Source organism: Variovorax sp. CCNWLW225 (genome assembly GCF_037204045.1).
In the GTDB taxonomy this organism is placed as follows: Bacteria; Pseudomonadota; Gammaproteobacteria; order Burkholderiales; family Burkholderiaceae_C; genus Variovorax.
In genome coordinates this window covers 612,604-638,367 of sequence record NZ_JBBCBV010000002.1, presented here as the reverse complement: position 1 = coordinate 638,367, position 25,764 = coordinate 612,604, and the positions used below count along the sequence as shown (strand labels likewise).

Below are 25,764 nucleotides of genomic sequence, written 5' to 3'. Positions count from 1 at the left end.
GCACGCGCAGGTGGCCGTTTCGGCAGCCACCTGGTGTATCGCTCTTCTCTCCGAATGATTGAAACCCAGCTCTGGCAGCTGGGTTTTTGTTTTTTCATCCGGAGATTTCCATGTACCGCGATCCAGTCCAGTCACTCGAACCCTTGCCCAGCCGCAGCGCGGCTCCCCACGCATTGCGCGTGGGCATGATCGGCATTGGCACCGTCGGCTCGGGCACGTTTCGCGTGCTGGCCCGCAACCAGGCCGAGATTGCCGGCCGCGCCGGGCGGCCGATCGAGGTGGTGATGGTCGCGGCGCGCAACCTGGCGAGGGCCGCCGCCGTGCTGGGCGGGAACGTTCCGCTGACGGACGACCCGCTGCGCGTTGCCACACACCCCGACGTCGACGTGGTGGTCGAAGTGGCCGGCGGTACCGGCCCGGCACGCGACTGGGTGCTGGCCGCCATTGCCCACGGCAAGCATGTGGTCACGGCGAACAAGGCCCTGCTGGCGGTGCACGGCGCCGAAATCTTCGCAGCCGCCCGGCAGCATGGCGTCGCCGTCGCCTACGAAGGCGCGGTGGCGGTGAGCGTTCCCATCGTCAAGGCGCTGCGCGAAGGGCTCACGGCCAATCGCATCGAATGGGTGGCGGGCATCATCAACGGCACCACCAACTTCATTTTGAGCAAGATGCGCGATGAAGGCCTGGACTTCGGCGCCGCGCTCGCCGAGGCCCAGGCGCTGGGCTATGCCGAGGCCGACCCGGCTTTCGACGTGCAGGGCATCGACGCCGCGCACAAGCTCACGCTGCTTGCCGCCAATGCGTTCGGCACGCCGGTGCGCTTCGATGACGTGCAGGTGGAAGGCATCACGGCGCTGCAGCGGGTGGATGTGGCCTGCGCCGAGCAGCTGGGCTACCGCATCAAGTTGCTGGGCGTGGCGCGGCGGCGGGAAGAGGGCATGGAGCTGCGCGTCCAGCCCGCGCTGGTGCCGGCCTCGCACCTCATGGCGCATGTGAACGGGTCGATGAACGGCATCATGGTCAAGGGCGACGCGGCGGGCGTGACGATGTACTACGGTGCGGGCGCCGGCTCGGAGCAGACCGCGTCGGCGGTGATTGCCGACCTGGTTGATGTCGCACGCCTGGCGGGCACCAGCGCCGCCCAGCGGGTGCCGCACCTGGGCTTTCATGCGCATGCAATGAACACTCTGCCTGTGGTCTCTCGCGCCGACGTGTGTTCGTCGCACTACCTGCGAGTGCCCGTGCATGCCGCAAGCGGCATCGAGGCCGTAGCGGGCTGGGCTGCCGGCCAACAGCTGCCGGTGCGGCAAGTCACGCTTGCGGCCGGGCAGGCCGGCAGCGGCCCGCAGGTGCTGGTGCTGACCCAACCGGTGCGGCAAGCCGCGATGGACTTGGCCCTGAACACGCTCCAGGCGCACTCGGCGGTGGCGGGAGCAATCACGGCGCTGCGGGTGGAGGAACTGGCGTGAAGCGCTTCCTTCTAACTGGGACAGAATGCGCCCGAACGCGGGCGCCTGCACCGCACATGCAATGGGAGCCGCAATGGATGTCTATGGGTTGGATGAGCTTCAAGCCTGCGAGGGAAACCGCGCGTGAAGCGCTGGTTCATGGCTATCGCGCTGGCTTGGGCAGCTCCCGTCTTTGCCCAGCCGGTGGAGCAGGCCAGGCAAGCGGAGGATGCGTCCTGCGAGGCGGAAGAAGCTGCGCTCGAGCGTGAGATGGACCTTGCGCGCTCCCGGGGCCAGATGCTGCGCCGGCGGCAGCTGGCCGAAACCCTGGCCGCGCTGCGCACGCGTTGTCACGGCTCGGAAGCTCAGCAGAGCCGCGCGGCCCGCATCGACAAGCTCGAGCAGGAGATCCGCGCGCTTCGCTCGGAACTCGAACGCGCCGAAGATCAACTGCGCGACCTGAGAAACCAGCGGCCATGACAGGTTGCCCCGCCAAGCATCAAGCTGCTGCCTAGAGCCGCGGCAGCTGCATGCGCACCCGGCGCGCCGCTTCTTCCTCGCGCGCATCGTCCACTTCGCGCATCACATTGCCCAGGTCGACAGGGCCGGTGTCGCGCACGTGCGTGCCGGTGAGCACCGATTCGACGCGCAGCAGGCCGCGCTCATACAGGTGCCAGATCTCGTCGCCGTAGTGTGTGTCCAGCAGCTCCGCCGCAAACTGGCCGAAGAAGTTGCGCAGGTTCTCCACGTCGCGCAGCAGCATGCGCCTGGCGTGGTTGTTGCCCGCCGCATCCACCGCCTGCGGCAGGTCGATGACCACCGGGCCGTCGGCCGACAGCAGTACGTTGAATTCCGACAGGTCGCCGTGCACGACCCCCGCGCACAGCATGCGCACCACCTCCTTCAGCAGGCTGCCGTGGTGGCGCACTGCCTCTTCAGGCGTAAAGGCCACATCGTTGAGCCGCGGCGCCGCGTCGCCGTTGGCGTCGGTCACCAGTTCCATCAGCAGCACGCCTTCAAGAAAGTTGTAGGGCACCGGCACGCGCACGCCGGCTGCCGCAAGCCGGTAGAGCGCATCGACCTCGGCGCTTTGCCAGATGGCCTCGGTCACCTGGCGGCCGAAGCGCGTGCCCTTGGCCATGGCACGCGTTTCGCGCGAATTGCGCACGCGGCGGTTCTCGGTGTAGTCGACGGCTTGACGAAAGCTGCGCTTGTCGGCCTCCTTGTAGACCTTGGCGCAACGTGTCTCGTCGCCGCAGCGCACCACGTACACCATGGCTTCCTTGCCGCTCATCAGCTGGCGTACCACCGTGTCGATCAGGCCTTCGTCGACCAGCGACTGCAGTCGTGGCGGTGCTTTCATTGATGTTGCTCCCTCGGGGCCAGCGGGCGGATCGAGAGGAAGGCCCTCAGGCTTTCCGGGCCGATCTGGTAGGCATGCATCATGCCTGTGCGCGGCGGCTCACTGCTGAGCCATACCAGCTTTCGCGCGTCATTTCAAAAGCCGGCGCATCGTTTCCACGTCGCGGTTGCCGGGATTCCATTCGCCAACGGTTTGTACTTAGATGTGGTCGCAGAATTGATTTCACGGACCTGCGCATCAAGCAAGAACGGTTCGAAGCATCTCCAACCCATTTCAAGCTATTGAACAAAGGAACCTGAATGACCGCCTCCAAGCTTTTTTCCGCCGCTGCATTGGCCCTGGTAGCCGCCGCTGGTGCCGCCCATGCCGAAACCTATGAAGGCGTCCATCCCCTGACCTCCGCCGAAAGCCGCGCCGACGTGGCCACCGGCGCTGTGGTTGCCGCGCGTGTGGGCAATCCCTACGCCACCGGTGCCGATTCGGGACCAACCTCTGCGCCGGTCGCCATGAACAGTCGCGAAGCCGTACGCGCCGAAGCGGTGGCCACGGTTCGCAACGCCGATCCGTACGCCGAAGGCGCCTCGTCGGGTGTTGCCCCGATGGTGGCGGGCGCGGTAGACCGTGCAACGGTGCGTGCCCAAGCCTACGCTGCCGCGCGCGGCGACGCCTTGCCGCTGTAATTGCCTGGCAGCCACACACCTCGTCTGCAAGGACGATGCACCGAAGGCCGGTCCTGCGAAAGCAGGCCGGCTTTTTCTTTGGGCACGCCAGCGGCGCAATGCTGAGCTAAGGTAGCCGGTCGGCTCAAGCCAGGATCTTGAAAATGAACAACAGGGGCAAGCTCGCGGTATTTCTTCTCGCATGCGCAATGAGCCTGGCTGCCCAGGCACAGGAGTGGCCGGCAAAGCCTGTGCGCGTGATCGTTCCCGCGCCGCCGGGCAGCTCGCTCGACCTGATCGCGCGCACGCTGGCCGACCGGCTGCGAACGATGTGGAAGCAGCCCGTCGTGATCGAGACCAAACCCGGCGCGGGCGGCCTGATCGGCATGGACGCGGTGGCGAAGGCGCCGCATGACGGGTACACGCTGGGCATCGGCTTCAACGGGCCGATTGCCTTCGGCCCCTACATGTACAGCCGCATGCCGTATGCACCCGCGCGCGACCTGGTACCCATCGTGCTCACGACCTCGCAGCCCAATGTGCTGGCAGTGCAGGCCGGCAATCCCGCGAACACATTGCCGGAGTTCGTGGCATGGGCGAAGAAGCAGGGCAACGGGTTCAGCTATGCGTCGGTGGGAGCGGGGAGTTCTTCCCATCTCACGATGGAAATGTTTCGCAGCACCGCCGGCATCGAGGCGGTGCACGTGCCTTACGCGGGCTCGCCGCCGGCCGGGCTTTCGGTGGCGGCGGGCGATACGCAAGCGCTGTTCACCGTGGCGCCGGCACTGCTGCCGCTTATCCAGGGCAAGCGCATCAAGCTGCTGGCGATCACCAGCGCAAAGCGCTCCGAGCTCATGAAAGACCTGCCCACGGTCGCGGAGTCCGGTTACCCCGGTTTCGAGGCGCTGGCCTGGAACGGCCTGTTCACCGCAAGCGGCACGCCGCCAGAGGTGGTGCGCCGCATCAATGCCGACGTGAACACCGTACTGCAGGAGCCGGCCGTGCGCGAGTTGCTGGCTGGTCAGGGGCTTGTGACGGGAGGCGGCTCGCCTGAAGAATTCAGGTCCTTCATCGACAGCGAGGGCCGCAAGTGGGGGGCCATCATCGGCAAGGTCGGCATCCGGCTCGAGTAATAATCCAAAATTTGAATCAATCGATCTGAATTTTCGATTTTACGGATGAAGGCGGGCTGCCTAAAGTCCGCCTCGATGAACGCCACCGCCTCGCCCCCACTGCTGATCGGCTGCGCTGCCGGCTTTTCCGGCGACCGCACCGACGCGGCCGGGCCGGTGGTCGATACGCTGATCGCCCGGCTGCAAGGCGGTCCGGCGGAGCAACGCGCTTTCCTGATCTTTGAGACGCTGGCCGAGCGCACGCTCGCGCTCGCCCAACTGCGCCGACGCGACAACCCCGACGCCGGCTACGAGCCTTTGCTCGATGCCATGCTGCGGCCCGTGCTGGCGCGTTGCCTGGCGCACGGCATTCGCATCGTCAGCAACTTTGGCGCGGCCAACCCGCGCGCCGCGGCCCGCCACATCGCCCGCATGGCGCGCGAGCTCGGGGCCGCTGCGCCGCGCATCGCGGTGGTGGAGGGTGACGATCTCTCCGGCCCCTCGAATCTTGCGCTGTTGCACGAAGCGCTTGGCGCGCAGATGGACGGCCTGCGCATCGTCAGTGCCAACGCCTACATCGGCGCCGAGCCGATTGCCGAAGCGCTCGACGCGGGCGCGCAGATCGTGGTGTGCGGCCGCGTGGCCGACCCGTCTCTCACGGTAGGCCCGGCCATGTCGCACTTCGGCTGGCGCGCCGACGATTGGCACCGGCTGGGCCGAGCCACCATGGCCGGCCACTTGCTCGAATGCGGCGCGCAGGTCTGCGGCGGCTACTTTGCCGACCCCGGCTACAAGGATGTGCCGGGCCTCGAAGAAGTGGGTTTCCCGATTGCGGAGATCGATGCCGACGGTCACTGCACCATCGGCAAGGCCGACCGCACCGGCGGCCTCGTGAGCGAGGCCACGGTGAAGGAGCAGCTGCTGTATGAGGTGCATGACCCGAGCGCCTACCTCACGCCCGACGTGGTGGCCGACATTGCCGAAGCCGAGGTCACGCAGCTGCCGGGCGCGGCGAATCGCGTGGCGTTGTCAGGCGTGCGCGGCCATGCGCGGCCGAGCCACTACAAGGTGAATGTGTGCCACGAAGGCGGCTGGCTGGCCGAGGGCGAAATTTCTTATGCGGGCCCGCGCGCCGAGGCGCGTGCGCGGCTCGCGGCGGGCGTGCTGCGCAAGCGGCTCAAGGGGCTTGCGCTGCGCGTGGACCTGATCGGCGCGTTGAGCATTCTTGGCGACGACGCCGGCCGCATGCTGGCCGATACGCCCGACACCGGCCTGCGCGACGTGCGCCTGCGCGTTGCGGCCTCGCATATAGACCGTGCGCAGGCCGAGCGCCTCACGCGCGAAGTCATGGCGCTGTACACCTGCGGGCCTGCGGGCGGCGGCGGTGTGCGCACCGCGCTCACGCCGCGGCTCAATACCTTGTCGTGCCTGCTGCCGCGCGAAGCGGTGCCGGTGAGCTTCGAACTGCTTGGCGCGGAGGCCCTGGCATGAACACGCCGACAGACTTCATCGAAGTGCCGCTCTACCGTGCCGCCCATGGCCGCACCGGCGACAAGGGCGATCGCTCCAACATCAGCGTGATCGCCTGGGATCCGGACCTTTACCCGCTGCTGGCCGAGCAGCTCACGCCTGAACGCGTGGCCGCGCAATTTCGCCACCGTGCACCCGCACAGGTGCAGCGCTTTTTGCTGCCCACGCTGCATGCGATGAACTTCGTGCTCGATGCGGTGCTCGACGGCGGCGTCAACGATGCGCTGAACCTCGATGCGCACGGCAAGGCGCTCTCGTTCCTGTTGCTGGACATGCCCATTCGCGTGCCGCGCCCGCTTGTGCCGCTGCTGGCGGGGCGATAGCGGCAATTCGACTTCTTTTCCTCACCCCATCCATCCGGAGACAAAACAATGAAACGACGTTCCCTTACCCTTTCGGCCGCCGCTCTGGCCCTGGCGCCGCTGCTTGGCCATGCGCAGCAGGCCTTTCCGGACAAGCCCATCACCTTCGTGGTGCCCTTTGCGGCCGGTACCGCGACGGACCAGATCGCACGCGCGCTGGGCAACAGCATCACGGCGGAAACCAAGCAGCCCGTGGTCATCGACAACAGGGCCGGCGCCAGCGGCTTCATCGCCTCGCAGCAGGTCGCCAAGGCCGCGGCGGACGGCTACACCGTGCTGATCACCACCAACACCACGCATGCGGCCAACGAGCATCTGTTCAAGAAGCTGCCGTACGACCCGGTGAAAGACTTTTCGCCCATTACCGCGCTGGGCAAGGGCGGGCAGATCATGGTGGTGAACCCCTCGTTCCCGGCCAAGAGCGTGGCCGAATTCATCGCCCTCGCGAAGAAGGAGCCGGGCAAGTACAGCTTTGGCAGCGGCAGCTCGTCCAGCCGCATGGCCGGCGAACTGCTGCAGCAGATGGCCGACATCAAGCTGCTTCACGTGCCCTACAAGAGCAACACGCTGGCCGTCACTGACCTGCTGGGCGGGCAGATCCACATGATGATCACCGACGCGGCCACTGGGCTGCCGCAGGTCAAGGGCGGCAAGCTGCGCGCACTGGGTGTGTCGAGCGCGGCGCGCTCACCGCTCGCGCCCGACGTGCCCACCATTTCCGAAGCCGGCGTGAAGGGCTATGAAATGGGCTACTGGTTCGCGGCCTATGCACCCGCGAAGACGCCGCCGGCCGTGGTCAAGCGCCTCAACGAACTGCTGGTGAAGGCCGCGAAGAGCGAGTCTGCCAAGACCGCGTTCTACGAACCGACGGGCACCGAAGTGTTCACCACCTCGGCTGAGGAGCTCGCCAAGTTCCAGACGGCGGAGTCGCAGAAATGGGGCCGCATCGTGAAGGCCGCTGGCATCGAAGCCGAGTAACCGGGGAAGGCGGCGGCCGCTGCTAGCGCACGTTCGCGCCCTTCTTCGGAGCAGTGTGCGCCGCAAAGCCTGATTCACCCGGCGCGATCTCGTCGCGCAGCGTGAGCGCCGGAATGTCGTAGTCGCCGAAGTTCTGCGGACGGAACGGAATCGGGTCCGTCGTCCACAGCGTGTCGAGGCGGTGGCCGAGTTCTTCGGTGATTCTTGCGTAGGCGCCTGCATCCACCTTGCCGGTGCGGTAGACCACGTAGGGCGGCAGCACCTCGAAGCCGGGGTAGTAGAGCACCCCGTGGTGAATGGGAAACAGCAGGTCGTCCATTGGTCCGTTGATGCCTCTGGCGCTGTAGTGCGAAGCCCAGCCACCGGTGCTGACCACCAGCATGGCTCGCTTGCCGCTCATCACGCCTTGGCCGAAGCGGTCACCCCAATGCGAGTCGGAGTGCTCGCCAACGCCGTAGGCAAAGCCGTAGGCATAGACGCGGTCGATCCAGCCCTTGAGGATGGCCGGCATCGTGTACCACCACAGTGGAAACTGGAAGATCACCGCGTCGGCCCACAGCAGCTTGGCCTGCTCGGCCGCGACCTCGTCGCGCTGGGTGCCGGCCTCGAATGCGCGCAACGAGTCGGTCACCGGGTCGAAGTGCGCGCCGGGCTCGATGTGCGGGAAGTCGTCCGCGTCGAGCGTGGCCTTCCATCGCATGGCATAAAGGTCGGACACGCGCACTTCGTGTCCGGATTGCACGAGGCGCTCCACCATGAACTGCTTGAGCGATCCGTTGAGGGAGCGGGGCTCGGGGTGGGCATGAACAAGAAGAATTTTCACGGCTGCATGTTGCGTTGAATGACGATGCATGCAGGTTAGGTACAGCCGAGCTATATTGGAAATGAATATTCAAAATTCCAGGAATAGTGTTGAACAATTTGAGCCGGCTCGACCTCAACCTTCTGCTCACGCTCGATGTGCTGCTGGCAGAACGCAGCGTCACCCGTGCAGCCGAGCGCCTCAACCTCTCACAGCCCTCGGTAAGCGTGCAGCTCGCCAAGCTGCGCGAAGTGTTCGGCGACCCGCTGCTGGTGCCCGCGCAACGCGGCATGCGGCCGACCGCCCGCGCCGATGAATTGCGCGAGCCGCTGCGTGCAGCGCTGGAGTCGCTGGGCCGCGCCGTGGCGCCCACCGGACCTTTCGACCCCGCCGAGGCCACCACCACCTGGCGCGTGGCCGCGGCCGACTATGCCGAGTCGGCGATTCTTCTGCCTACGCTTGCCGGGCTGCGCGCGGCAGCGCCGAACACCCGCCTGGCCGTGGTGGAGGCGGTGCCTTCGCGCATGCCCCGGCAGCTGGAGCAGGGAGAGATCGACCTGTTCTTTCATACCAGCGTGGGTGCGCCCCCCGGGCTGCACCGGCGGGTGCTGTTCCACGAGCGCTATGTGCTTGCCGGGCGCACAGGCCATCCGCGCCTGAAGCGCCGGCCCACACTGGCGCAGTTCTGCGCGCTGGAGCACGTGGTGGTGTCGCAGGGCGGCGGCGGCTTTATCGGGCCCACGGACGAGGCGCTCGCGAAGAAAGGGCTCGAGCGCCGCGTGGCATTGTCGGTGCCGCACTTCCTTTTCATGATGTCGGTGCTGGCCAGTACCGACATGGTCGCGATGCTGCCCGAGCGGCTGGCGCGCGGCGCGCCGGGGCTTCGCGTGGTCGATGCGCCGCTGGAGGTGCCGGGCTACGAAATGGCCATGCTGTGGCATGAGCGATGGCACCGCGACCCGGCGCACCGATGGCTGCGGGAGCGGATTGCCGAAAGCCTGTGAACGGCAACCGCTTGCAGAAAAACTACTTTCGCAGAATTTTCTCCATTGCCTTGCCTTTGGCGAGCTCATCGATCAGCTTGTCCAGATGCCTGACCTTCTGCATCAGCGGATCGTCGATGTCTTCCACGCGAACCCCGCAGACCACGCCCTTGATGAGCGAGCTGTTCGGATGAATGGCCGGAGCTTGGGCGAAGAAGGTCTCGAAGTTGTTCGCCTGTTCGATTTGCCGCTGCAGCCCGGGCATGTCATAGCCCGTCAGCCAGCAAATGATCTGATCGACTTCTTCCTTCGTCCGTCCTTTGCGTTCGGCCTTTTGAACGTACAAGGGATAGACCTTCGCAAAGGCCATCGTGGAGAACGACTGCCGGGCTGCCATCGTTTGTCTCAACCCGGAATCTCGGGCTCGACCAGCTGAGCTAGTGCAACCAGCGATTCCTGCCAGCCCAGGTAGCACATCTCGGCAGGAATCACGTCGGGAATGCCTTCCTGCACGATGGAGATTTCGGTGCCGCAAGACACACGCGTCAGCGTGACGCTGGTCTTCATGGTGCCCGGCAGGTTGGGGTCATCGAAGGCCGCATCGTAGGCAATGCGCTCGCCGGGTACGAGCTCGAGGTATTTGCCGCCGAACGAGTGGCTGTGGCCGGTGCCAAAGTTGGTGAACGACATGCGCCAGGCGCCGCCGACCACCGGCTCCATGCTGTGGACCTTGCCGGTAAAACCGAAGGGTGGCAGCCAGCGCTCGAAGGCGGCGGGCTCGGTAAAGGCGCGGTAGAGCCGGTCCGGCGGAGTGCGCAGTACGCGGTGCAGACGAATGGTGTTGGTAGCCATGGATGTGTTCTCCTGAAGTGCAGAGGACGACCCTCTACTGGCACGACGAACGAGCCTGGCGGAAATCGACACGATGCGCCTGATTTCGGGGCCCGCCCGGCAGTCGCCGATAGTACCGATTCGAGCCCGCGTTGTGCCGGTCAGATCACGGGTACGCTCGTTTCCTTCAGCACGCGCAGCACGAAGTGCGACTTGCTGTGGCGTATGCCCGGAATCTTGTAGAGCTTTTCGCGCAGCAGCCGCTCGTAGTCGCGGGTGTCGCGCACCGCGATGCGGATGTAGTAGTCGTAGTCGCCCGAGACCAAGTAGGCCTCCTGGATCTCGGGGATGGTGGCGAGCGTGCGGCCGAAGTCGTACAGGGTTTCGTCGGTATGGCTTTCGAGCGTGACCTGCACGATGACCGAGTCGTGATAGCCGAGCTTGGCCGAATCGACGTCGATGGTGTAGCGCTTGATCACGCCCGTGGCTTCGAGCTTCTTGATGCGCGTCCAGCAGCTGGTGGGCGACAGGCCGACCTCGTTGCCGATTTCCTGCAGTGTCTTGCGGGAGTCGAGCAGCAGCACGCGCAGGATCGCCAAATCGGTCTTGTCGAAAGATCCTTCTTCGTTATTGCCGGTTTGACGATTGGTTTTCATGAATTGAGCTGAATAAGCCAAAAGAAAGATGCAAATTCTGCATCAAAGCCGGAAGAATCGACGGCATGCGACTGCTCGACCTTCCTTCCGCTTCTTCTCCACCCCTGCCGCCCGGCCCGGTTTCCCGCGTTCGCAACGGCGCCGAGGCCCTGCTCGACACGCTGGTCGAATGCGGCGTCGACACGCTTTTTGGCTACCCCGGCGGCGCTGCGCTGCCGCTCTACGACGCGCTTCATGGCGAGCCGAGGCTGCGCCATGTGCTGGTGCGGCACGAGCAGGCGGCGGTGCATGCGGCCGAAGGCTATGCGCGCACCACGGGGCGCGTGGGCGTGGTGCTCGTCACTTCGGGGCCCGGCGTGAGCAACACCATCAGCGGCTTGCTCGACGCCATCAGCGATTCGGTTCCGCTGCTGTGCATCAGCGGCCAGGTGGCAACCGGGGTGATCGGCACGCAGGCTTTCCAGGAGAGCGATGCGCTCGGCATGTCGCGGCCCGTGACCAAGTGGAACCAGCAGGTGCGCAAGGCCGACGACGTGCCGGCGCTGGTGCGGCGCGCGCTCGAAATCGCGGCCTCGGGGCGGCCGGGGCCGGTACTGCTCGACGTGCCGAAGGACGTTCAGCTTGCTCGGCTGGGCCATGGCACCGCATCTGCGCCGATGCGTGCTTTGCGCGCGGGGAGGGCGGCGCTGCCCCCACGCGCCATGCTGCAGCGCGCGGCCGACCTGATTTCAACGGCGCGCCGGCCGGTGCTCTATGGCGGCGGCGGGTTGATCAACTCGGGCCCTGCCGCGTGCGAGGCCTTTGCGCAGCTGGTGCACCGGCTGCACGCGCCTTGCACGCTCACGCTCATGGGGCTCGGCGCCTTTCCTGCGTCGGACCCCAAGTTCATCGGCATGCTGGGCATGCACGGCATGCTCGAGGCCAATCTTGCGATGCATGAGGCCGACCTGGTGGTGTGCGTAGGTGCGCGCTTCGACGACCGCGTGACCGGCAAGCTCGATGAGTTCTGCCCGCATGCGCGCAAGATCCATATCGACATCGACCCGGGCAGCATCAACAAGGTGGTGAAGGTCGATGTGCCGATGGTGGGCGATTGCGGTGCGATTGTTGATGCCCTGCTTGCAATGCTGCCGGCCGAAAGCTTTGCGCCGGAGCGGCTCGCGCCCTGGTGGCAGCGCATCGAGCGCTGGCGTGCGGAAGATTGCCTTGGCTTCGAGCCGCGAAGCGATGCAATCTTGCCGCAGCAACTGATGGCGTCGCTGCAGCAGACTATCGGCGGGCGAGACGCGATCGTGTCGACCGATGTGGGCCAGCACCAGATGTGGGCTGCGCAATACCTGCGCTTCGAGCGGCCGCGCCGCTGGCTTACCTCGGGCGGTGCCGGCACCATGGGCTACGGACTGCCTGCGGCCATTGGCGCGCAGGTGGCGCACCCGGAGGCGCTGGTCGTTTGCGTGAGCGGAGATGCCTCGGTGCTCATGAACATCCAGGAGCTTTCAACCGCCGTGCAGCACCGCACGCCGGTAAAGCTGGTGCTGTGCAACAACGGCTACATGGGCATGGTGCGCCAGTGGCAGGAGCTCAACCACGGCAACCGGCTGAGCCACAGCTGGAACGAGGCGCTGCCCGATTTCGTGGCGCTGGCCAAGGCCTTCGGCTGGGGCGCACGGCGGGTGTCGGACCCGGCCGAGCTCCAGGCCGCGCTGAATGAATGCCTTGAGAGCGACGGTCCATTCTTTCTCGACGTGCAGGTCGCGCCGCAGGAGAACTGCTTCCCGATGATGCCTTCGGGGCACGGGCATCACCGCGTCATGCTTGCAAAAGACCGCTGGTTCGAGGAGCGCTGAGCGGCCCTGATGCACGAGGCACGCGCAGTGGTCGCGCGGCCTGCAGACTTCCGTCTTCAGGAGTGGCCGTCTACCCGCATCTGAAAGAGGAAGTAGGGCGGAATGCATGCGCCGCGACCTTCGGGTTGGCCTTCTGCCTGCGCGCAGATGAAGTCGTCGCGGCAGGGTTGCTGCGCCGAGCAGCTTCGCAGGTTGCCGGGCCGCGTGTGCTTGCTCAGGCATTCGCCAAATGGTTTGTTCGCGGCCAGGCACTGGTTGAAGTCGCTCAAGATCGCGATGCCGCCGCAGGTGCCGTTCTTGTCACGCGGGTCGCACGGTCCGGAGCACATGCCGCCCGGAAAACCGACCGAGGTTTTCTCGCAGACGGAAAGGGCGCCTTCGCAGGCGATGCGCGGCAGTTTCTCTGCGCGATCGAGCCAGGGATTGGCCGACTGTGTGATGCGGGTGGGTTCGCAGCTTGCGCCAACTGTTGCTTCTTTCACCGTGCCGTTCGCGTCCTCCGGTTCGGCCAGCGGGCGGAAAGGATCGGGCTGAGGTGTCGACAGGGCCGCATGCACATAGCGGCTGCGCCGCGAAATCTCATCCTGCAGGTGTGGCGAGTGCGGCAGTGCAAGCGCATTGCCCGCTGTGAAGGTGCGCGATGCGCCGCGCCGGTCGATGCCCAGCAGGTGAAAGCCCGCAACCGCGCGGCTCTGGTGACAGCCCGCGCAGCTGAGATCGTCGAGCCGGCGCAGTATCGCCTGCGGCGATTGAAGAGTGCGGCTGCCGGGCACGGGTTGCCATTCGCCGGACGGAAAGACTTGGGCAAAGGGCCGATTTGCCAGCCGTTCAAGGCCGCGAGGTGCTACGGAGACGGATTCAGTCGCCAGGAACTTCTCGGGCAACTGCAGCGTGGCTTCATCCAGCGCGCGCATGTTGGCAGGCTGCTGCAGCCACTGCCGCAGCTCGTTGCGCAACGGAGCGTTGGCCTTGAGCCGTGCGACGTCGGGCGTGTTTTCGAGCGGCGCTACGTCGAAGCGTTGTGCGCCTGCGTTCCAGCGGAAGGCGCGCAGCATGTATTCCGCGTGGCCACCCAGGTCGGGCCGAACCGCGGAGGGCCAGCGTACGCTCTGCAGGTTGGTGGTGATCTGCGCAATGCGCGCGGTCGCCAGGCGCTCCGGCGCAAGCGGACCGTCGGGCGACACCAGCCAGCGGCCGAGCGCTTCGTCAGTCATCGATGTCTTCGGCGGTTGCCAGCGCCGCACGGCGCCGGCGCAACTACCGCCCGCATCGGGCGCATCGCCACGGAGTTCGACATTGACGGTCATCGGCAGGCGGGACTGCATTGCGGGCGTGCGGTAGGAGAGTCGGTACACGAGCCGCGTCTCACCGCATGCGCCGCTCTGGAACGGCCGCCGGTCCATGCGGTTGGCGACGCCCACGAGTTCGAAAAACGCATCGGGGCTCGCGAGCCAGCGCGCGTCGAACAGCCGGTGCGGATAGCGCGAGATCCCGACACCGGCCTGCTTGTCGCTGCGCTGGATGCGCACGAGGCTTTCGCTCAGCGGGCGCGCGATGGATTGCCACGCCGGCGAAGCCATCAGCTTGTGGTTGGTGACGGTTCCGTCGCCTGACGCGGGCATTTCGCCGAACCATCGAGCGAAGCTGGCGCCTGATTTTTCGGCGGCCTGCAGGGTTACCGGCGAGGTGACGAGAAGCAGAGGCTCATTCGCCTTGGCAACGGGCATGCCGAAAGCCAGAGCCAGCGGGAGGACGGCAAGCAGTTTGTCTTTGAAGAGCGGCACGCGGCCGATTGTGCCGCGCCGCTCACGCAAACCGACGGCCAAGCCGGCTCGAAGGCGCCGCCCGGCCATGCGAAGCTGATAATTCCGATTGTCATGAACAAGAGACCCGGGGAGATCGAATGCGCCTGATCAAAAAGCTCAGCACTGGATGGTTGCTGGTTGCGTGTGTCGCCTCGTTCAACAGCTACGCCATGCCGAGCGCCCGCAAGGCGGACATGGACGCCGTTGTAAAGAACGCAGCCGAAGACGCCATGCGGCAGCACGGCATTCCCGGTCTGGCCATTGCGATTGCCGCGGGGGGCGAGCAGTGGTTCTACAGCTACGGTGTGGCTTCCAAGAAGACGGAGCAAAAAATCACAGAAGACACGATCTTCGAAATCGGATCGGTCAGCAAGACATTCACCGCCACGTTGGCAACCTACGCCCAGGCCAACGGCCAGCTTTCACTCACTGACAGCCCGGGCAAGTACCTGCCTCAGCTTCGAGGCACCAGCCTCGATAAGGTCACGCTGGTCAACCTGGGAACTCATACCGCTGGAGGCTTTCCCCTGCAGGTTCCCGACGCCATCGGGAACACGGGGCAGCTGATGGACTATTTCAAGGCCTGGCAGCCCGCGCACGTTGCAGGCACGAAGAGAAGCTATGCGAACCCCAGTATCGGAATGCTCGGTGTGGTCGTTGCAAAAAGCATGCAGATGCCCTTTGAAGAAGCGATGGAGCAGCAGCTTTTTCGCAGGCTTGGCATGTTCGACAGCTTCATCAATGTGCCAGCGGGCAAGATGCCGCTTTACGCCCAGGGCTATAACAGGAACGACGAGCCGGTCAGGCTGAACCCCGGGGTGCTTGCCGCCGAGGCTTATGGAGTGAAAACCAGCGCCAAAGACCTGATTCGTTTTGTCGAGGCCAACATGGGCTTGATATCGCTGGAAGAAAAGCTCCAGCGCGCGATCACCGACACGCACACCGGTTACTACAAGCTGGGTGCGATGACGCAGGACCTCATCTGGGAGCAATACAGCTATCCGGCCACATTGAACGCGCTGCTGGAGGGCAATTCCGCCAAGATGGCGTTGGAGAGCCATGCTGTGGTTGAGCTGAAACCGCCTCAGCCTCCGCAGAAAGAGGTGTGGATCAACAAGACCGGATCGACCAACGGGTTTGGTGCCTATGTAGCGTTTGTGCCCGCAAAGAAGATCGGTATCGTGGTGCTGGCCAACAAGAACTATCCCAACGAGTCGCGCGTTCGCTTGGCGCACCAAATTCTCGAGCAACTGGACTGCTGCGCCCGAGCCAGGCACTAAGGCGTCATCGACATGGACCAGATCGCGGCAATAAAGGCGTTTCAGACCGTTGTGACAGCAGGTGGCTTCTCGGCCGCCGCAAAGATACTGCAGGTTTCGCACACCGTCGTATCGCGGCAGGTCACCCAGCTGGAAGCGCTGCTGGGCACTCAACTGCTGAATCGCACGACGCGGCGCTTTGCCCTGACGGAGGCGGGCCAGACGTATCACGAATACAGCACGCGAATTCTCGAGCAGCTCGAGGAGGCAGCGCTCGCGGTGACGCGGCACCAGGTGCAACCGGTTGGCGTGCTGCGCATCAACGCTCCCATGTCGTTCGGCCTGCAGGAGCTCGCGCACTGGTTGCCGGCCTTCATTGCCGCTTACCCCAAGGTGTCGGTCGATCTGGTGTGCAACGACCGTTTCGTCGATCTGATCGAAGAAGGCTTCGACGTCGGCTTGCGCCTGGCCTATGCGCTGCCGGATTCCACCTTGATTACCAAGAGCTTGGCCGGCTGCGAAGAATGGTGGGTTGCGTCGCCCGCCTATTTGAAGGCGCACGGAACACCCTTGGTGCCGGCCGACCTGGCACGGCACAACTGCCTGGTTTATTCGCTTGCGCAGAAATCCAGCCAGCCCAGCTTCACCGGGCCGGACGGACGCACCCACACCGTTGCCATAGCCGGGAGCCTGCAGGCCAACAGCGGCATTGCGTTGCGCGCTGCGGCCCTCTCAGGGACGGGCATTGCCGCCTCGCCCGTGTTCTTGGTGCATGAGGACGTAAAACGCGGAGACCTGGTTCGCGTGCTGGCCGACTTCGAACAGCAGCCTTTGACGCTGCACGTGCAGTATCCGCAGAACCGCCACTTGTCACCCAAGGTGCGCGCCTTCGTCGACTTTGCGGCGAACCAGTATCGGGAGCCGCGCTGGTAGGCGGCTCGCTGAGCCGGAAACTCGCCGGACCGATTTGGCTATTGCGCCTTGGTCGGCACCAGGTCGAAGTGATCGGCCTGCCGCTCACTCGCCGTCGTTTGCGGACTTAGTTTGCATTTTTGGGCAGTTCATCGAGGCGTGCGCGATTTTGCATGTAGATCGTGCGCGATTTTTGCGGACTGAAATTGCCGCCATCTTTAGATTCTCCAGTCAGGTCGGAATTCGTTAACGCATGCGAGCAATCGTCGGTTTGGCATGCGTGCCGACTCAACTGCTTCCTTTTGCAGGAGGCGATTGACTTGAGAGATCCCATTTTGCAAATTGCTGTACTAGACCCGACACTTCGATCCAGAGAGTTGGCCCGCCGTGCCATCTGCAGGCTTGGCCATGTGCCGGCCACCTTTGCCAGCGTGGACGAATTGCAGGAGCACGCTGAAGAAGTCGGCAACTTCGGCTTGCTGCTGCTCGCTTGCCCGAGAGACCCTGCGGTATTTCAGCCGCTCATCGGGCGGGTACGCGAGATCCTGGGGCAGAAGGTGCCCTTGATTCTCAGTGCCTGCAAGAGCCAGTTCCGTGTCATCTCCATCCTCCATGTGGATGCTCTTTCCACCGTGGCGCATGCGCCATCTTCTTTCGAAGACACCTACCGTCTGCTGGAGTCCGATCTGCTGCATCGCAGAGTTCCCGTTGCGGAGCGCGTGCTCGAGTGGCAGGGCTACCGCTTCATCCTCGATCAGGAAAAGGCGGAGTTCGAAGGCGCTCCCATCAAGCTGCGGCCGCGCGAATTCGACTTGGCCGTGGCCTTCTTCCGCAACATCAACCGGCTCTTGACCCGGGAATGGCTATTTGCGAACGTCTGGGGAAGAAGCGAAGAAGAATGCAGCCCCGTTTCCCGGTCCCTGGACGTCAGCGTATCGGGCCTGCGCCGCAAGCTCGGCCTGCGCTTCAGGCTGCAGGCAATCTGGGGCCAGGGCTATCAACTGAGCGGAATGCCGGAATCCAGCGACGATCAGAGCCGGCGCGGTTTTCTGAGCCGGACCACCGTCGCGGAGAGCGGCAATGTTGGCAACGACGGGGATGCTGCGGCAGTCCGACGCGAGGCGGGCCTTGCATTTCCTCCGGGCGGAAGCACGGGAGCCTGAGACGGTCCGCGGCACAGGCCGCGTGATTCGTTGGGGCGGGAAGAGCGAGTGCATGTTTCCCCGGCCGCGTTTCCACGGCGGGCGGTTACGGCGGGATCACCGACACCAAAGCCATGAGCCTCGAGACAGGCGCGCGCGGCATCAACAACGGCGTGATCAATGCCGGCTTCAACGGCAACACCGGCAACCAGGCGGTGAAGAACCAGGGCGGCGGATGGGGCGTGCTTGCCGACGGTGCGGGCACCACTTTCCTGAACAGCCAGAAGGGCATCATCAACGTGGCGCCCGGTGGCGGCTACTCGGAGAGCTTTGCGGCGGTTCTGAGCAACTCCGCGACCGGACTCAACCAGGGCACCATCAATCTTGGCGTGGCACCAGAGGGCTACCGCGGCATCATCGACTGGGGTGTGAAAGCGGAAAGCGGCGCAACGTTCGTCAACGACGTAGGCGGAACGATCTTCTGGGGCCGAACCCCCCAGTACACGGCAGGACAAGCCACCACGCCGGTGGCCACCAGCACGTTCGGCGTCGTGACCTACGCGGGCGCCAACGCAGACCTGGAGAACAAGGGAACAATCGCCATCGGGGCGCAGGCCGAGCGCGTCTGGGGCATGCTGGCCAACCTGCACAGCAGCGCGGTTCGCATGGTCAACAGCGGCACCATCAGCGGCGGCGGCATCAAATACTTTCACGCCAATTCGACGGCGCCCGATTCGCAGGCGATTGGCCTGGACAGCGTGGCGATCGGTCCGCAAGCTGTCGCAGGCAAGCAAAACTCGCTTGCAGCCGGCATGGGGGCCACTGCCCAAGGCACGAACTCGACAGCGATCGGTGTCGGATCGGTTGCAATGGGGCAGGGAGACTTGTACATCGGCAACGGGGCAGGTGTTGGCGGCCAGGCAAGCAGTCGCGACAACTCGGGCTTCGGCAGCTTTGCCGGCCAGCGTGTGAATGGCGGTGTCAATATCGCCGCCGGCGCCAGGACAGGCAATGACGTCACAGGCTCGGCCAATTCTGCTTTCGGTGCGGAGGCGGGGAACTCGGTTCTCGGAGACAGCAACAGCGCGGTCGGCTACACCGCAGGGCAAGCCGTCGACGGCGACAGCAATGCGGCCTTCGGCACCTCAGCGGGAAGTAAGGTGTTTGGCAATCGCAACATTGCCATCGGCAATGCAGCGGGGCAAAACGTCGGTACTGCCGCTGCGCCAGTCGACGATACCGCTTCGTCTTGCCCTTGGGCAAGGCGGATGTGGCGGGCGATGAGGTCAAGCTGCGACCGATCGAGTTCGACCTGGCGATGGAGCTTTTTCGCAATATCGACAGGCCGCTGACCCGCGAGTGGCTTTGGTCCACCGTGTGGGAGAGAGGGTTCGACCTGCAATCGAGATCGCTCGACACCAACATGTCGTGCCTTCGCAGAAAGCTCGGGTTGCACACGGGCAAGCATGGGTTGAGCTTGCAGTCGATCTGGGGCACGGGCTACCAGTTGAGCCAGGCGGCCAGGGCGCTCTAGCAGTCAGCCAAGCCGTTCGCGGCATGCATTGAAAGAGGGGAGGCAAATATGCTGAAAACTGAAGACGAGAAATTCAGCCGTCCGATGGATCTGCCGATCCTGATCGGCGAGGAATGCAAATATGTTCCGGTGATTGCCGCTTTTCGGTTCATGCCAAGCGACAACATCGACAACTGGCTCGTTTCCAACGGAAAGCCGCGCAGCGACCGCGACCTGGCGGCCGAGGTTCTGCTTGAAGTCCGGGGCTTGCCAAGTGCCGATGGACGCCTGCAAGGGCGCCACTACAGCGTGCTCCAGGTACTTGAATTCGAGCGTGCCGCGGCGCTGGTCGTTTCGATGTTCCTGTCGGAACTGCCGCGACCCGAAGGCCGGCCCAGGGCCGAACCCGAGCGGTTTCGCAGCCGTTCGAGCCGGCGCTACAGCACGGGTTTGCGGTGAACGCTGATGAAAGCGCGTCTGTAGCTGCCAGTGTGCGAAATGACCGATTTCCGGCTTCTTCCAATTCGTACGCGGTACGCGTTTTCGTTCGGGACAGCGTTGCTCTCCAGATCGAACGCCCATCCCAACGAAACGCCATGAAAAGTCTGGTCCACACTTCAAGAACCGCTCGCCGGCAAAAGCCTGCTGAAACCCGCTCGCTGTGGGCCAGCATCTCGCGCAGCCTTGCAAGGCTCAACGGAACGCGGCGCACGAACGAAGAGCGCGTGCTCGAACGAATGCAGCAATTGGAGCGGTTGGATCGGATGGATTTCGACCAGCGCGTGCGCGAAACGGGCGAGTGGTGAACCAGCTTTCGTCGCTTTGGCGCGGAAATATCGACGCGATTCCGTTCTTTCGCACCTGGCGAACAACCCTTGCGGGTGTGCTGATCGGCTTTCTGGCCGGCCAAGCCATAGCTCTGACGTGGCTCGCCAAGTCCCCGGCACCGCGAAATGCTGCGGCGCAATGCGTCAAGTTGGCTTCGCAAGAGGCGAAAAGCAACTGCTGAAGCCGCCAGACGGCTGGGAAGTCCCGCGCGGCTCTATAGATTAGATGCACGGGATCAGAAGATGCCCGGATTGCAAACTGTTAACAGTTGCCAAATAATCCCGCAGGCCCAAGCCACCATGGACGAAAAACCCTCCGCCATCTTGCGCATCGACACCGATGCGCTGTCGGTGCGCGACAAGTTTGCGTTCTGGGCCGAGGAGATGGGCACCAAGCGCGGCTTCACGAGCTACGACAGCCCCGAGCGCGACACCTTCCGGCAGGAACTGTCGGTCGTCAATTCGAATGGCGTGACTTTCATGCGGGCTCGTGGAAGCCCGCTCGACGTGTACCGCGGCGTGCCCAGCCGCATACAGGAAGCCGCCGAGTACCCTTTTCATCTTCTGGTGAAGCTGAACAACGGCTTCACCACCAGCGAGCAGCAGGGCCGCAGCGCCACCATCGGTGTCAACGACATGTTGATCATCGATTCGAACGAGCCCATGCGGCTGTGCTCGCATCACGGGACCGATGCCTGGATCATCGGCTTGTCGCAATCGCTTGTGGCGCGCTGGCTGCCCGATGCGAGCAACGCCGCGGCTGTTGCGCTCAAGGGCGACAAGGGGTGGACAAGCGTGCTGGCAGGTTACCTGCGCGCCATGAGCCTGGAGCATCTGAATGCCGCGGCCAGCGCGTTCGAGCGCGAGCTGGTCGGTGAGCATGTGCTGTCCATGCTGTCGATGGCGCTTTCGCAGAACAAGCTCGTGCACGACGCGGAAGCGGTGTCGGCGCGCGATCGTGCACTGCACGCCCGCATGCGCATGTGGATTCGCGATCACTATGCCGACCCGGAGGTCAGCGCGGCCAAGCTCGCGGCCGACTTCAACGTCTCGGTGCGCTACGTGCACAAGGCCTTCGCAAGCGCCGGACGCGGCATGACCTTTCTGGATGCGGTGCTGCACGAACGCATGGAGGCCGCCATGCGGATGCTGCGCACTTCCAGCATCTCTAACACCCAGATCTCGCAGGTGGCCTACAGCTGCGGCTTCACGGATCCTGCCTACTTCGGGCTGGTGTTTCGCAAGCACAGGGGCTGCTCGCCCGGTGCGTTCGCAAAGATGCACGGCCTGAGCTTCGAGCCGATTTCGCTGGCCGACGCTGCCACGCCGTCGGGCCTGGTGCTTCTCCGATAGCACCGTCGCCGCACTGCGGCAGCCATCCTCCTTGCCTTGGAAAAGGCGTGACACATTGTCACGCTCCTGGGACATCGCCCGCACTCACCGCACGCGAGCCCGCGTGCGCCGCCCTGTGGACGCGCAGACGGAACGGCCCTTGCTATGACATGCAAGTCCATGACTTCGTCCCGCCGCCCGAATCCACCCATGACCTCCGCCGACTTCGCCGTTGCTCCGCGACACGACCTGAGCTTTCGCACAGTGGGCGTGAGTGCTCCCGGGCGCCTGCACCTGGGCTTTCTCGACCCTTCTGGTTCACTGGGGCGCTCGTTCGGCAGCCTCGGGGTGGTCATCGACGGGTTCACCACCGAGGTCGAACTGACGGCATCCGACGCTGACCGCCTGACGGCCGACACGCCGGCCGCGGGGGCGGAGCTCGACCGGGCCGCAGCCCATCTCCAACGGCTGAAGCAGCGCAGCGGCTGCCACGCGCCGCTTTCGCTTCGATTGCGCCAGGTGTTGCCGGCACACGCGGGCTTTGGCTCGGGCACGCAGCTGGCGTCGGCCATCGGGCGAGCCTTTGCCAAGTGGCATGGTCTCGATCTGGGCACTGCCACATTGGCGCATTGGCTTGGCCGCGGGCTGCGCTCGGGCATCGGAATTGCGGGCTTCGACGCGGGCGGCCTGCTGCTCGACGGCGGCCCCGGTCCGGATGGCCTGCCCGCGCCGCTCTTGTCGCGCATTGCATTCCCGCCGGGATGGCGCATCGTCGTCGTGCAGGATCCCGCGCACCGCGGGCTTTCAGGCGGAGAAGAGAAAAAAGCCATCGCAGCCTTGCCGCCGTTGCCGCAAGCGGCCGCTGCAGAAATTTGCCACCAGGTCTTGATGCGCGTTCTGCCCGCCGCCGCCAGCGCGGAGTTCGCACCGTTTGCCGCCGGCATCAACCGCATGCAGCAGCTGCTTGGCGAGCACTTCGCGCCGGCGCAGGGCGGCATCTTCACCAGCCCGGCGGTCGCGCGGCTGATGCAATGGTTCGCGGACGCGAGCCGCTCGGGCGGCGCCGCCATCGGCCAAAGCTCCTGGGGGCCGACCGGCTTTGCCATCGTGCCCACGGAAGCACAGGCGCAACTGCTTGTGGATGCCGCGCGCGCATCTGAACGCGCCGCACCGCAGCTGGAACTGCACATTGTCTCGGGCCGCAACAGCGGCGCGGCGGTGCACGACCGCATCGTGCAGCCGCGCACCCGCTGAATTCATCGCTCTCGTCCCAACCCGACGCCACTTCTTCCACACCACGCAGGCCCTCATGGAACGTCCCCGCATTCTTCACATGTTCACCCCCGGTCCGCAGATGAGTCCTTTCGACATCAACATGGCGGCGGACGCGGGCTACCAGATCATCGTGCCTTACTGCGATGTGGCGATCGAGCGCATCACAGGGCTCACGCAAGACACCATCTTTTCGCGCGGTCCCAAGGGTGTTGCGCGAACGGGCATCTTCATTGGCGGGCGCGATGCCCAATTGGCCGCCGACATGCTCGAGCGCGCAAGAACCTCGATGGTCAAGCCCTTCGTCGTCTCAGTCATGGCCGACCCCAGCGGCGCCTACACAACCGCCGCGGCCATGGTGGCCTGCGTGGAGGCCGCCTTGAAGCGCCACCATGCCCAGGGCCTCGAGGGCCAGCGCGTGGTGATCCTTGGTGGTACCGGTCCGGTGGGGCGCGTGGCCGGCGTGATCGCGGCGCAGGCCGGCGCCGACGTTTACCTCTCCAGCCGCAACGGCATCGACGCGGCGCAAGAAGCGGCGGACGAAACCGGCCAGCGCTTCGGCGTGAAGCTGCACGGCCTCTCGGGCGGCGACCCCGATGCCGTGCGGCGCTCCATTGCAGATGCCGATGTGCTGCTGGCCTGCGCGGCCGCGGGCGTGCAGGTGGTGTCCAGCGAAGCGCTGGGCGCCGCCACGCGGCTCAAGGTTGCCGCCGATGTGAACGCCGTGCCGCCCGAAGGCATTGCGGGTGTCGGCGTGATGGACGACGCCAAGCCGATCGCGGGCACGCAGGCCGTCGGCATCGGCGCGCTGGCCGTGGGCAATGTCAAGTACCAGACGCAGCATCGGCTACTGGTGCAGATGTGCGAGGCCGAGAAGGCGCAGGTGCTGAGCTTTGCCGAAGCCTTTGCGGTGGCGCGCGCATTCCTGGTCGAGCAGGCCGCGAAGGCGTCTTGACAGCCACGCCTGCCCGCGAGATGCAGACCATTGCCGTTGCCGCCATCTCCGCGCGCGCCATGGCCGAGGCGGCGGCGAACGACGGCTTCAACGTCGTTGCGCTCGACCTTTTCGGCGACCTCGACACGCGCCGCACCGCATCGCGCTGGTTGCCGATCGGCACGCCCGGCAGTTTGCAGATCGATGCGGCGAGCACGCTGACCGCATTGCGCCAATTGGCCCAAGAAGGCGAGGGCGGCGACCCGGTGGTGGGTTGGATCGCAGGCAGCGGCTTCGAGGGCGAGCCTGGCTTGCTCGAACAGGGCGCGGCTGTGCTGCCCCTGATCGGTACCGCGCCCGATGCCGTGCGCCGCCTGCGAGACCCGGCCAGCTTCTTCGGATTTCTTCGCGCACGCGTGATGCCCTACCCGCAGGTGCTGCTGGACCCTCCCGAAGACCCCGCCGGATGGTTGATGAAAGACGCGCACGGCTGCGGCGGATGGCATGTTCGCCACGCGCCGTGGTCGGTGGAAGAGCCGCTGTCTTCGCATGACTACTTCCAGCGCGAGATGCCGGGCCAGCCGATGTCCGCCACCTTCATCGCCAATGGGCGCGAGGTCCATGTGCTCGGCTTCAATGAAATGACCGTGCGGCCCTTCGGCGCGCGGCCTTTCGTGTTCTGCGGTGCGGTCGGGCCGGTGCCTGTGCCGGAGAACATCGCAATGCGTGTGACCGAGATCGCACGCGCATTGGCCGCGGAGTTCGAACTGCGCGGCCTGTGCAGCATCGACTTCATGCGCGATGGCGACGCCATTGGCGTGCTCGAAGTGAACGCCAGGCCGCCGGCCAGCATGAGCCTTTACCGCTCGCCGGTCGGAACGCCTGGCCTCATGCACGCGCACCTGCGCGCCTGCCTGCATGGCGAGCTGCCAGCGATGTCTGCGCATGCGCAAGACATTGAAGGCATCGAAATCGTCTTCGCGCCGCGACCCATGCAACTCGATGAAGTCGCGGCGCGGCAACTCGCGGAATGGCCGGGCATCCGCGACATTCCCGGCGCAGGTCAGCGCTTCGATATCGACGCCCCCCTGTGCACCCTCACCGCATGCGGCACCAGCGCGGACGAGGTGCGCGCCCGCCTCACCGAAAGCCGCGAGCGGTTGTTCAAATCACTGGAGACATCGGCATGAGCAACACACCACCGCCCGCCTTTGCCGAGGGCCTGAGCGTCAACCGCATGGCACGGCCTTTGGTCGAACGCCTGCTGAACGATGCCGATGCGCTCGGGCTGCACGTGCGCCGCGACGAGAGCGGCGTGCACATCGTCGATGCCGGCATCGAGGCGCCGGGCAGCATCGAGGCCGGCCTGCGCGTCGGCGAAATCTGCATGGGTGGGCTGGGCCATGTGCACTTGCGCAGCGGCAACGATGCCGAGGGTTGGCCTACATGGCTCGACGTGCGCAGCTCGCAGCCCGTGCTTGCGTGCCTCGGCAGCCAGTACGCCGGCTGGAGCCTTTCGGCGACCAAGGAAGAAACCGGTGGCAAGAAGTTCTTCTCGCTCGGCTCCGGTCCCGCACGCGCACTGGCGGTCAAGGAAAAGCTCTTCGCCGAACTGGACTATCGCGATCACGCAGAGTGCGGCGTGCTGGTGCTGGAAGTCGATCGCGCACCGCCAAAGGTCGTGATCGACAAGCTGCTGCGCGATTGCAACCTGGCGGCCGACGCGCTCACGCTGATCCTCACGCCCACCACCAGCCTTGCAGGCACCACGCAGGTGGTGGCGCGCGTGCTCGAAGTGGCGCTGCACAAGTCGCACGAGCTTGGTTTCGCGCTCGCCAATATCGTCGATGGCGCAGGCACCGCACCGCTGCCTTCGCCCAGTGCCGATGGCGTCGAGGCGATGGGGCGCACCAACGATTCCATTCTCTACGGCGGCCGCGTGCACCTCACGGTTCGAGGCGACGATGAGGCAGCACGCGAACTGGCCCGTGCATTGCCGTCGCGCAATTCACGCGACCACGGCCGCTCGTTCGCCCACATCTTCAAGGAGGTCGAATACGACTTCTACAAGATCGACGGTGCGCTGTTTGCGCCCGCCGAAGTGTGGGTGAGCAACATCGACAGCGGCAACACATGGCATGGCGGCGCGCCCGACATGGCGCTGCTGCAGCGCCTGTGGCTGCAGCAAGCATGAGGG

At 65.2% G+C, this 25,764-nt stretch carries 28 protein-coding genes; 22 read left to right on the top strand and 6 right to left on the bottom strand.

Features of this window, described 5'->3' with window-relative positions:
- Nucleotides 1-110 precede the first annotated feature (110 nt).
- Both V9L20_RS07635 and V9L20_RS07630 read left to right on the top strand, forming a co-directional pair.
- On the top strand, nucleotides 111-1,469 hold the full coding sequence (locus tag V9L20_RS07635; protein WP_337296100.1) for a homoserine dehydrogenase: 1,359 nt from the start codon (nucleotides 111-113) through the stop codon (nucleotides 1,467-1,469).
- 123 nt (nucleotides 1,470-1,592) lie between these two features.
- Nucleotides 1,593-1,928 carry a DUF1090 family protein gene (locus V9L20_RS07630; RefSeq protein ID WP_337296099.1) on the top strand — a complete coding sequence of 112 codons (336 nt, stop codon included), beginning with the start codon at nucleotides 1,593-1,595 and terminating at the stop codon, nucleotides 1,926-1,928.
- A gap of 31 nt (nucleotides 1,929-1,959) precedes the next feature.
- Here the strand turns inward: V9L20_RS07630 and V9L20_RS07625 are convergent, their stop codons facing one another.
- Nucleotides 1,960-2,811, bottom strand: coding sequence for a PA4780 family RIO1-like protein kinase (locus V9L20_RS07625; RefSeq protein WP_337296098.1), 852 nt, complete (start codon nucleotides 2,809-2,811; stop codon nucleotides 1,960-1,962).
- A 299-nt stretch (nucleotides 2,812-3,110) separates the two neighbouring features.
- Between V9L20_RS07625 and V9L20_RS07620 the strand changes: the two genes are divergently transcribed.
- The 5 genes from V9L20_RS07620 to V9L20_RS07600 all read left to right on the top strand — a co-directional run bounded on the left by V9L20_RS07620 (nucleotide 3,111) and on the right by V9L20_RS07600 (nucleotide 7,452).
- Nucleotides 3,111-3,491, top strand: a complete 381-nt coding sequence (locus V9L20_RS07620; RefSeq protein ID WP_337296097.1) for a helicase SNF2 — start codon at nucleotides 3,111-3,113, stop codon at nucleotides 3,489-3,491.
- 143 nt (nucleotides 3,492-3,634) lie between these two features.
- A complete protein-coding gene (locus V9L20_RS07615) occupies nucleotides 3,635-4,603 on the top strand; it encodes a Bug family tripartite tricarboxylate transporter substrate binding protein (protein WP_337296096.1) in 969 nt (322 codons plus the stop codon).
- 75 nt (nucleotides 4,604-4,678) lie between these two features.
- Nucleotides 4,679-6,073, top strand: a complete 1,395-nt coding sequence (locus tag V9L20_RS07610) for an acyclic terpene utilization AtuA family protein (RefSeq protein WP_337296095.1) — start codon at nucleotides 4,679-4,681, stop codon at nucleotides 6,071-6,073.
- Nucleotides 6,070-6,435, top strand: a complete 366-nt coding sequence (locus V9L20_RS07605) for an AtuA-related protein (protein ID WP_337296094.1) — start codon at nucleotides 6,070-6,072, stop codon at nucleotides 6,433-6,435. Before V9L20_RS07610 ends, V9L20_RS07605 begins: the two co-directional genes overlap by 4 nt.
- A gap of 48 nt (nucleotides 6,436-6,483) precedes the next feature.
- Complete coding sequence (locus V9L20_RS07600) at nucleotides 6,484-7,452, top strand: Bug family tripartite tricarboxylate transporter substrate binding protein (RefSeq protein WP_337296093.1); 969 nt, start codon at nucleotides 6,484-6,486, stop codon at nucleotides 7,450-7,452.
- 22 nt (nucleotides 7,453-7,474) lie between these two features.
- On the opposite strand, the gene V9L20_RS07595 is transcribed toward V9L20_RS07600, so the two are convergent.
- Nucleotides 7,475-8,275 (bottom strand): NAD(P)H-dependent oxidoreductase, encoded by an 801-nt coding sequence (locus V9L20_RS07595; protein ID WP_337296092.1) that lies wholly within the window; start codon nucleotides 8,273-8,275, stop codon nucleotides 7,475-7,477.
- Between the two features lie 89 nt (nucleotides 8,276-8,364).
- On the opposite strand from V9L20_RS07595, the gene V9L20_RS07590 reads away from it, so the two are divergent.
- On the top strand, nucleotides 8,365-9,258 hold the full coding sequence (locus V9L20_RS07590; protein ID WP_337296091.1) for a LysR family transcriptional regulator: 894 nt from the start codon (nucleotides 8,365-8,367) through the stop codon (nucleotides 9,256-9,258).
- A gap of 22 nt (nucleotides 9,259-9,280) precedes the next feature.
- Here the strand turns inward: V9L20_RS07590 and V9L20_RS07585 are convergent, their stop codons facing one another.
- From V9L20_RS07585 to V9L20_RS07575, 3 genes are all read right to left on the bottom strand, one after another.
- On the bottom strand, nucleotides 9,281-9,634 hold the full coding sequence (locus tag V9L20_RS07585) for a DUF2200 domain-containing protein (protein WP_258505705.1): 354 nt from the start codon (nucleotides 9,632-9,634) through the stop codon (nucleotides 9,281-9,283).
- 8 nt (nucleotides 9,635-9,642) lie between these two features.
- On the bottom strand, nucleotides 9,643-10,089 hold the full coding sequence (locus V9L20_RS07580) for an SRPBCC family protein (protein WP_337296090.1): 447 nt from the start codon (nucleotides 10,087-10,089) through the stop codon (nucleotides 9,643-9,645).
- A gap of 140 nt (nucleotides 10,090-10,229) precedes the next feature.
- A complete protein-coding gene (locus V9L20_RS07575) occupies nucleotides 10,230-10,724 on the bottom strand; it encodes an Lrp/AsnC family transcriptional regulator (RefSeq protein ID WP_337296089.1) in 495 nt (164 codons plus the stop codon).
- Between the two features lie 65 nt (nucleotides 10,725-10,789).
- Between V9L20_RS07575 and ilvB the strand changes: the two genes are divergently transcribed.
- A complete protein-coding gene (gene ilvB, locus V9L20_RS07570; RefSeq protein WP_337296088.1) occupies nucleotides 10,790-12,571 on the top strand; it encodes a biosynthetic-type acetolactate synthase large subunit in 1,782 nt (593 codons plus the stop codon).
- A 56-nt stretch (nucleotides 12,572-12,627) separates the two neighbouring features.
- Here the strand turns inward: ilvB and V9L20_RS07565 are convergent, their stop codons facing one another.
- Nucleotides 12,628-14,355: a hypothetical protein gene (locus V9L20_RS07565; RefSeq protein ID WP_337296087.1), complete on the bottom strand. Its 1,728-nt coding sequence runs from the start codon at nucleotides 14,353-14,355 to the stop codon at nucleotides 12,628-12,630.
- Between the two features lie 119 nt (nucleotides 14,356-14,474).
- Here V9L20_RS07565 and ampC point away from each other — a divergent pair, with 119 nt between their 5' ends.
- The 13 genes from ampC to mch all read left to right on the top strand — a co-directional run bounded on the left by ampC (nucleotide 14,475) and on the right by mch (nucleotide 25,761).
- Nucleotides 14,475-15,656, top strand: a complete 1,182-nt coding sequence (ampC, locus tag V9L20_RS07560; protein WP_443098554.1) for a class C beta-lactamase — start codon at nucleotides 14,475-14,477, stop codon at nucleotides 15,654-15,656.
- Nucleotides 15,657-15,668: 12 nt separating this feature from the next.
- Nucleotides 15,669-16,568 carry a LysR family transcriptional regulator gene (locus tag V9L20_RS07555; protein ID WP_337296086.1) on the top strand — a complete coding sequence of 300 codons (900 nt, stop codon included), beginning with the start codon at nucleotides 15,669-15,671 and terminating at the stop codon, nucleotides 16,566-16,568.
- 299 nt (nucleotides 16,569-16,867) lie between these two features.
- Nucleotides 16,868-17,710, top strand: coding sequence for a winged helix-turn-helix domain-containing protein (locus V9L20_RS07550; RefSeq protein ID WP_337296085.1), 843 nt, complete (start codon nucleotides 16,868-16,870; stop codon nucleotides 17,708-17,710).
- A gap of 152 nt (nucleotides 17,711-17,862) precedes the next feature.
- Complete coding sequence (locus tag V9L20_RS07545) at nucleotides 17,863-19,041, top strand: hypothetical protein (protein WP_337296084.1); 1,179 nt, start codon at nucleotides 17,863-17,865, stop codon at nucleotides 19,039-19,041.
- Entirely contained in the window at nucleotides 19,008-19,223 is a 216-nt protein-coding gene (locus tag V9L20_RS27310) for a winged helix-turn-helix domain-containing protein (protein WP_443098553.1), read from the top strand. Before V9L20_RS07545 ends, V9L20_RS27310 begins: the two co-directional genes overlap by 34 nt.
- Before the next feature lie 48 nt (nucleotides 19,224-19,271).
- Nucleotides 19,272-19,661 carry a hypothetical protein gene (locus V9L20_RS07540; RefSeq protein WP_258505711.1) on the top strand — a complete coding sequence of 130 codons (390 nt, stop codon included), beginning with the start codon at nucleotides 19,272-19,274 and terminating at the stop codon, nucleotides 19,659-19,661.
- Nucleotides 19,658-20,008 carry a hypothetical protein gene (locus tag V9L20_RS07535; RefSeq protein ID WP_258505712.1) on the top strand — a complete coding sequence of 117 codons (351 nt, stop codon included), beginning with the start codon at nucleotides 19,658-19,660 and terminating at the stop codon, nucleotides 20,006-20,008. The genes V9L20_RS07540 and V9L20_RS07535 overlap by 4 nt, the downstream gene beginning before the upstream one ends.
- On the top strand, nucleotides 20,005-20,211 hold the full coding sequence (locus V9L20_RS07530; RefSeq protein ID WP_258505713.1) for a hypothetical protein: 207 nt from the start codon (nucleotides 20,005-20,007) through the stop codon (nucleotides 20,209-20,211). Before V9L20_RS07535 ends, V9L20_RS07530 begins: the two co-directional genes overlap by 4 nt.
- A gap of 118 nt (nucleotides 20,212-20,329) precedes the next feature.
- Nucleotides 20,330-21,382, top strand: coding sequence for a helix-turn-helix transcriptional regulator (locus tag V9L20_RS07525; RefSeq protein ID WP_337296083.1), 1,053 nt, complete (start codon nucleotides 20,330-20,332; stop codon nucleotides 21,380-21,382).
- A 189-nt stretch (nucleotides 21,383-21,571) separates the two neighbouring features.
- Complete coding sequence (locus V9L20_RS07520; RefSeq protein ID WP_337296082.1) at nucleotides 21,572-22,615, top strand: beta-ribofuranosylaminobenzene 5'-phosphate synthase family protein; 1,044 nt, start codon at nucleotides 21,572-21,574, stop codon at nucleotides 22,613-22,615.
- A 55-nt stretch (nucleotides 22,616-22,670) separates the two neighbouring features.
- The gene (locus tag V9L20_RS07515; protein ID WP_337296081.1) at nucleotides 22,671-23,588 is read left to right on the top strand and encodes an NAD(P)-dependent methylenetetrahydromethanopterin dehydrogenase; all 918 of its coding nucleotides are present in this window, start codon (nucleotides 22,671-22,673) and stop codon (nucleotides 23,586-23,588) included.
- On the top strand, nucleotides 23,585-24,757 hold the full coding sequence (locus tag V9L20_RS07510) for an ATP-grasp domain-containing protein (RefSeq protein ID WP_337296080.1): 1,173 nt from the start codon (nucleotides 23,585-23,587) through the stop codon (nucleotides 24,755-24,757). Before V9L20_RS07515 ends, V9L20_RS07510 begins: the two co-directional genes overlap by 4 nt.
- Nucleotides 24,754-25,761: a methenyltetrahydromethanopterin cyclohydrolase gene (gene mch / locus V9L20_RS07505; RefSeq protein WP_337296079.1), complete on the top strand. Its 1,008-nt coding sequence runs from the start codon at nucleotides 24,754-24,756 to the stop codon at nucleotides 25,759-25,761. The genes V9L20_RS07510 and mch overlap by 4 nt, the downstream gene beginning before the upstream one ends.
- The last annotated feature ends 3 nt before the right edge of the window (nucleotides 25,762-25,764 follow it).

What these genes read in the sequence shown, in the direction of transcription:
- V9L20_RS07575 (WP_337296089.1), bottom strand. Translation starts at nt 10,724, where the DNA reads ATGAAAACCAATCGTCAAACCGGCAATAACGAAGAAGGATCTTTCGAC.
- ilvB (WP_337296088.1), top strand. Translation starts at nt 10,790, where the DNA reads ATGCGACTGCTCGACCTTCCTTCCGCTTCTTCTCCACCCCTGCCGCCC.
- V9L20_RS07615 (WP_337296096.1), top strand. Translation starts at nt 3,635, where the DNA reads ATGAACAACAGGGGCAAGCTCGCGGTATTTCTTCTCGCATGCGCAATG.
- V9L20_RS07625 (WP_337296098.1), bottom strand. Translation starts at nt 2,811, where the DNA reads ATGAAAGCACCGCCACGACTGCAGTCGCTGGTCGACGAAGGCCTGATC.
- V9L20_RS07610 (WP_337296095.1), top strand. Translation starts at nt 4,679, where the DNA reads ATGAACGCCACCGCCTCGCCCCCACTGCTGATCGGCTGCGCTGCCGGC.
- V9L20_RS07525 (WP_337296083.1), top strand. Translation starts at nt 20,330, where the DNA reads ATGGACGAAAAACCCTCCGCCATCTTGCGCATCGACACCGATGCGCTG.
- V9L20_RS07520 (WP_337296082.1), top strand. Translation starts at nt 21,572, where the DNA reads ATGACCTCCGCCGACTTCGCCGTTGCTCCGCGACACGACCTGAGCTTT.
- V9L20_RS07600 (WP_337296093.1), top strand. Translation starts at nt 6,484, where the DNA reads ATGAAACGACGTTCCCTTACCCTTTCGGCCGCCGCTCTGGCCCTGGCG.
- V9L20_RS07580 (WP_337296090.1), bottom strand. Translation starts at nt 10,089, where the DNA reads ATGGCTACCAACACCATTCGTCTGCACCGCGTACTGCGCACTCCGCCG.
- V9L20_RS07585 (WP_258505705.1), bottom strand. Translation starts at nt 9,634, where the DNA reads ATGGCAGCCCGGCAGTCGTTCTCCACGATGGCCTTTGCGAAGGTCTAT.
- V9L20_RS07540 (WP_258505711.1), top strand. Translation starts at nt 19,272, where the DNA reads ATGCTGAAAACTGAAGACGAGAAATTCAGCCGTCCGATGGATCTGCCG.
- V9L20_RS07620 (WP_337296097.1), top strand. Translation starts at nt 3,111, where the DNA reads ATGACCGCCTCCAAGCTTTTTTCCGCCGCTGCATTGGCCCTGGTAGCC.
- mch (WP_337296079.1), top strand. Translation starts at nt 24,754, where the DNA reads ATGAGCAACACACCACCGCCCGCCTTTGCCGAGGGCCTGAGCGTCAAC.
- V9L20_RS27310 (WP_443098553.1), top strand. Translation starts at nt 19,008, where the DNA reads ATGGAGCTTTTTCGCAATATCGACAGGCCGCTGACCCGCGAGTGGCTT.
- V9L20_RS07515 (WP_337296081.1), top strand. Translation starts at nt 22,671, where the DNA reads ATGGAACGTCCCCGCATTCTTCACATGTTCACCCCCGGTCCGCAGATG.
- ampC (WP_443098554.1), top strand. Translation starts at nt 14,475, where the DNA reads ATGCGCCTGATCAAAAAGCTCAGCACTGGATGGTTGCTGGTTGCGTGT.
- V9L20_RS07555 (WP_337296086.1), top strand. Translation starts at nt 15,669, where the DNA reads ATGGACCAGATCGCGGCAATAAAGGCGTTTCAGACCGTTGTGACAGCA.
- V9L20_RS07635 (WP_337296100.1), top strand. Translation starts at nt 111, where the DNA reads ATGTACCGCGATCCAGTCCAGTCACTCGAACCCTTGCCCAGCCGCAGC.
- V9L20_RS07605 (WP_337296094.1), top strand. Translation starts at nt 6,070, where the DNA reads ATGAACACGCCGACAGACTTCATCGAAGTGCCGCTCTACCGTGCCGCC.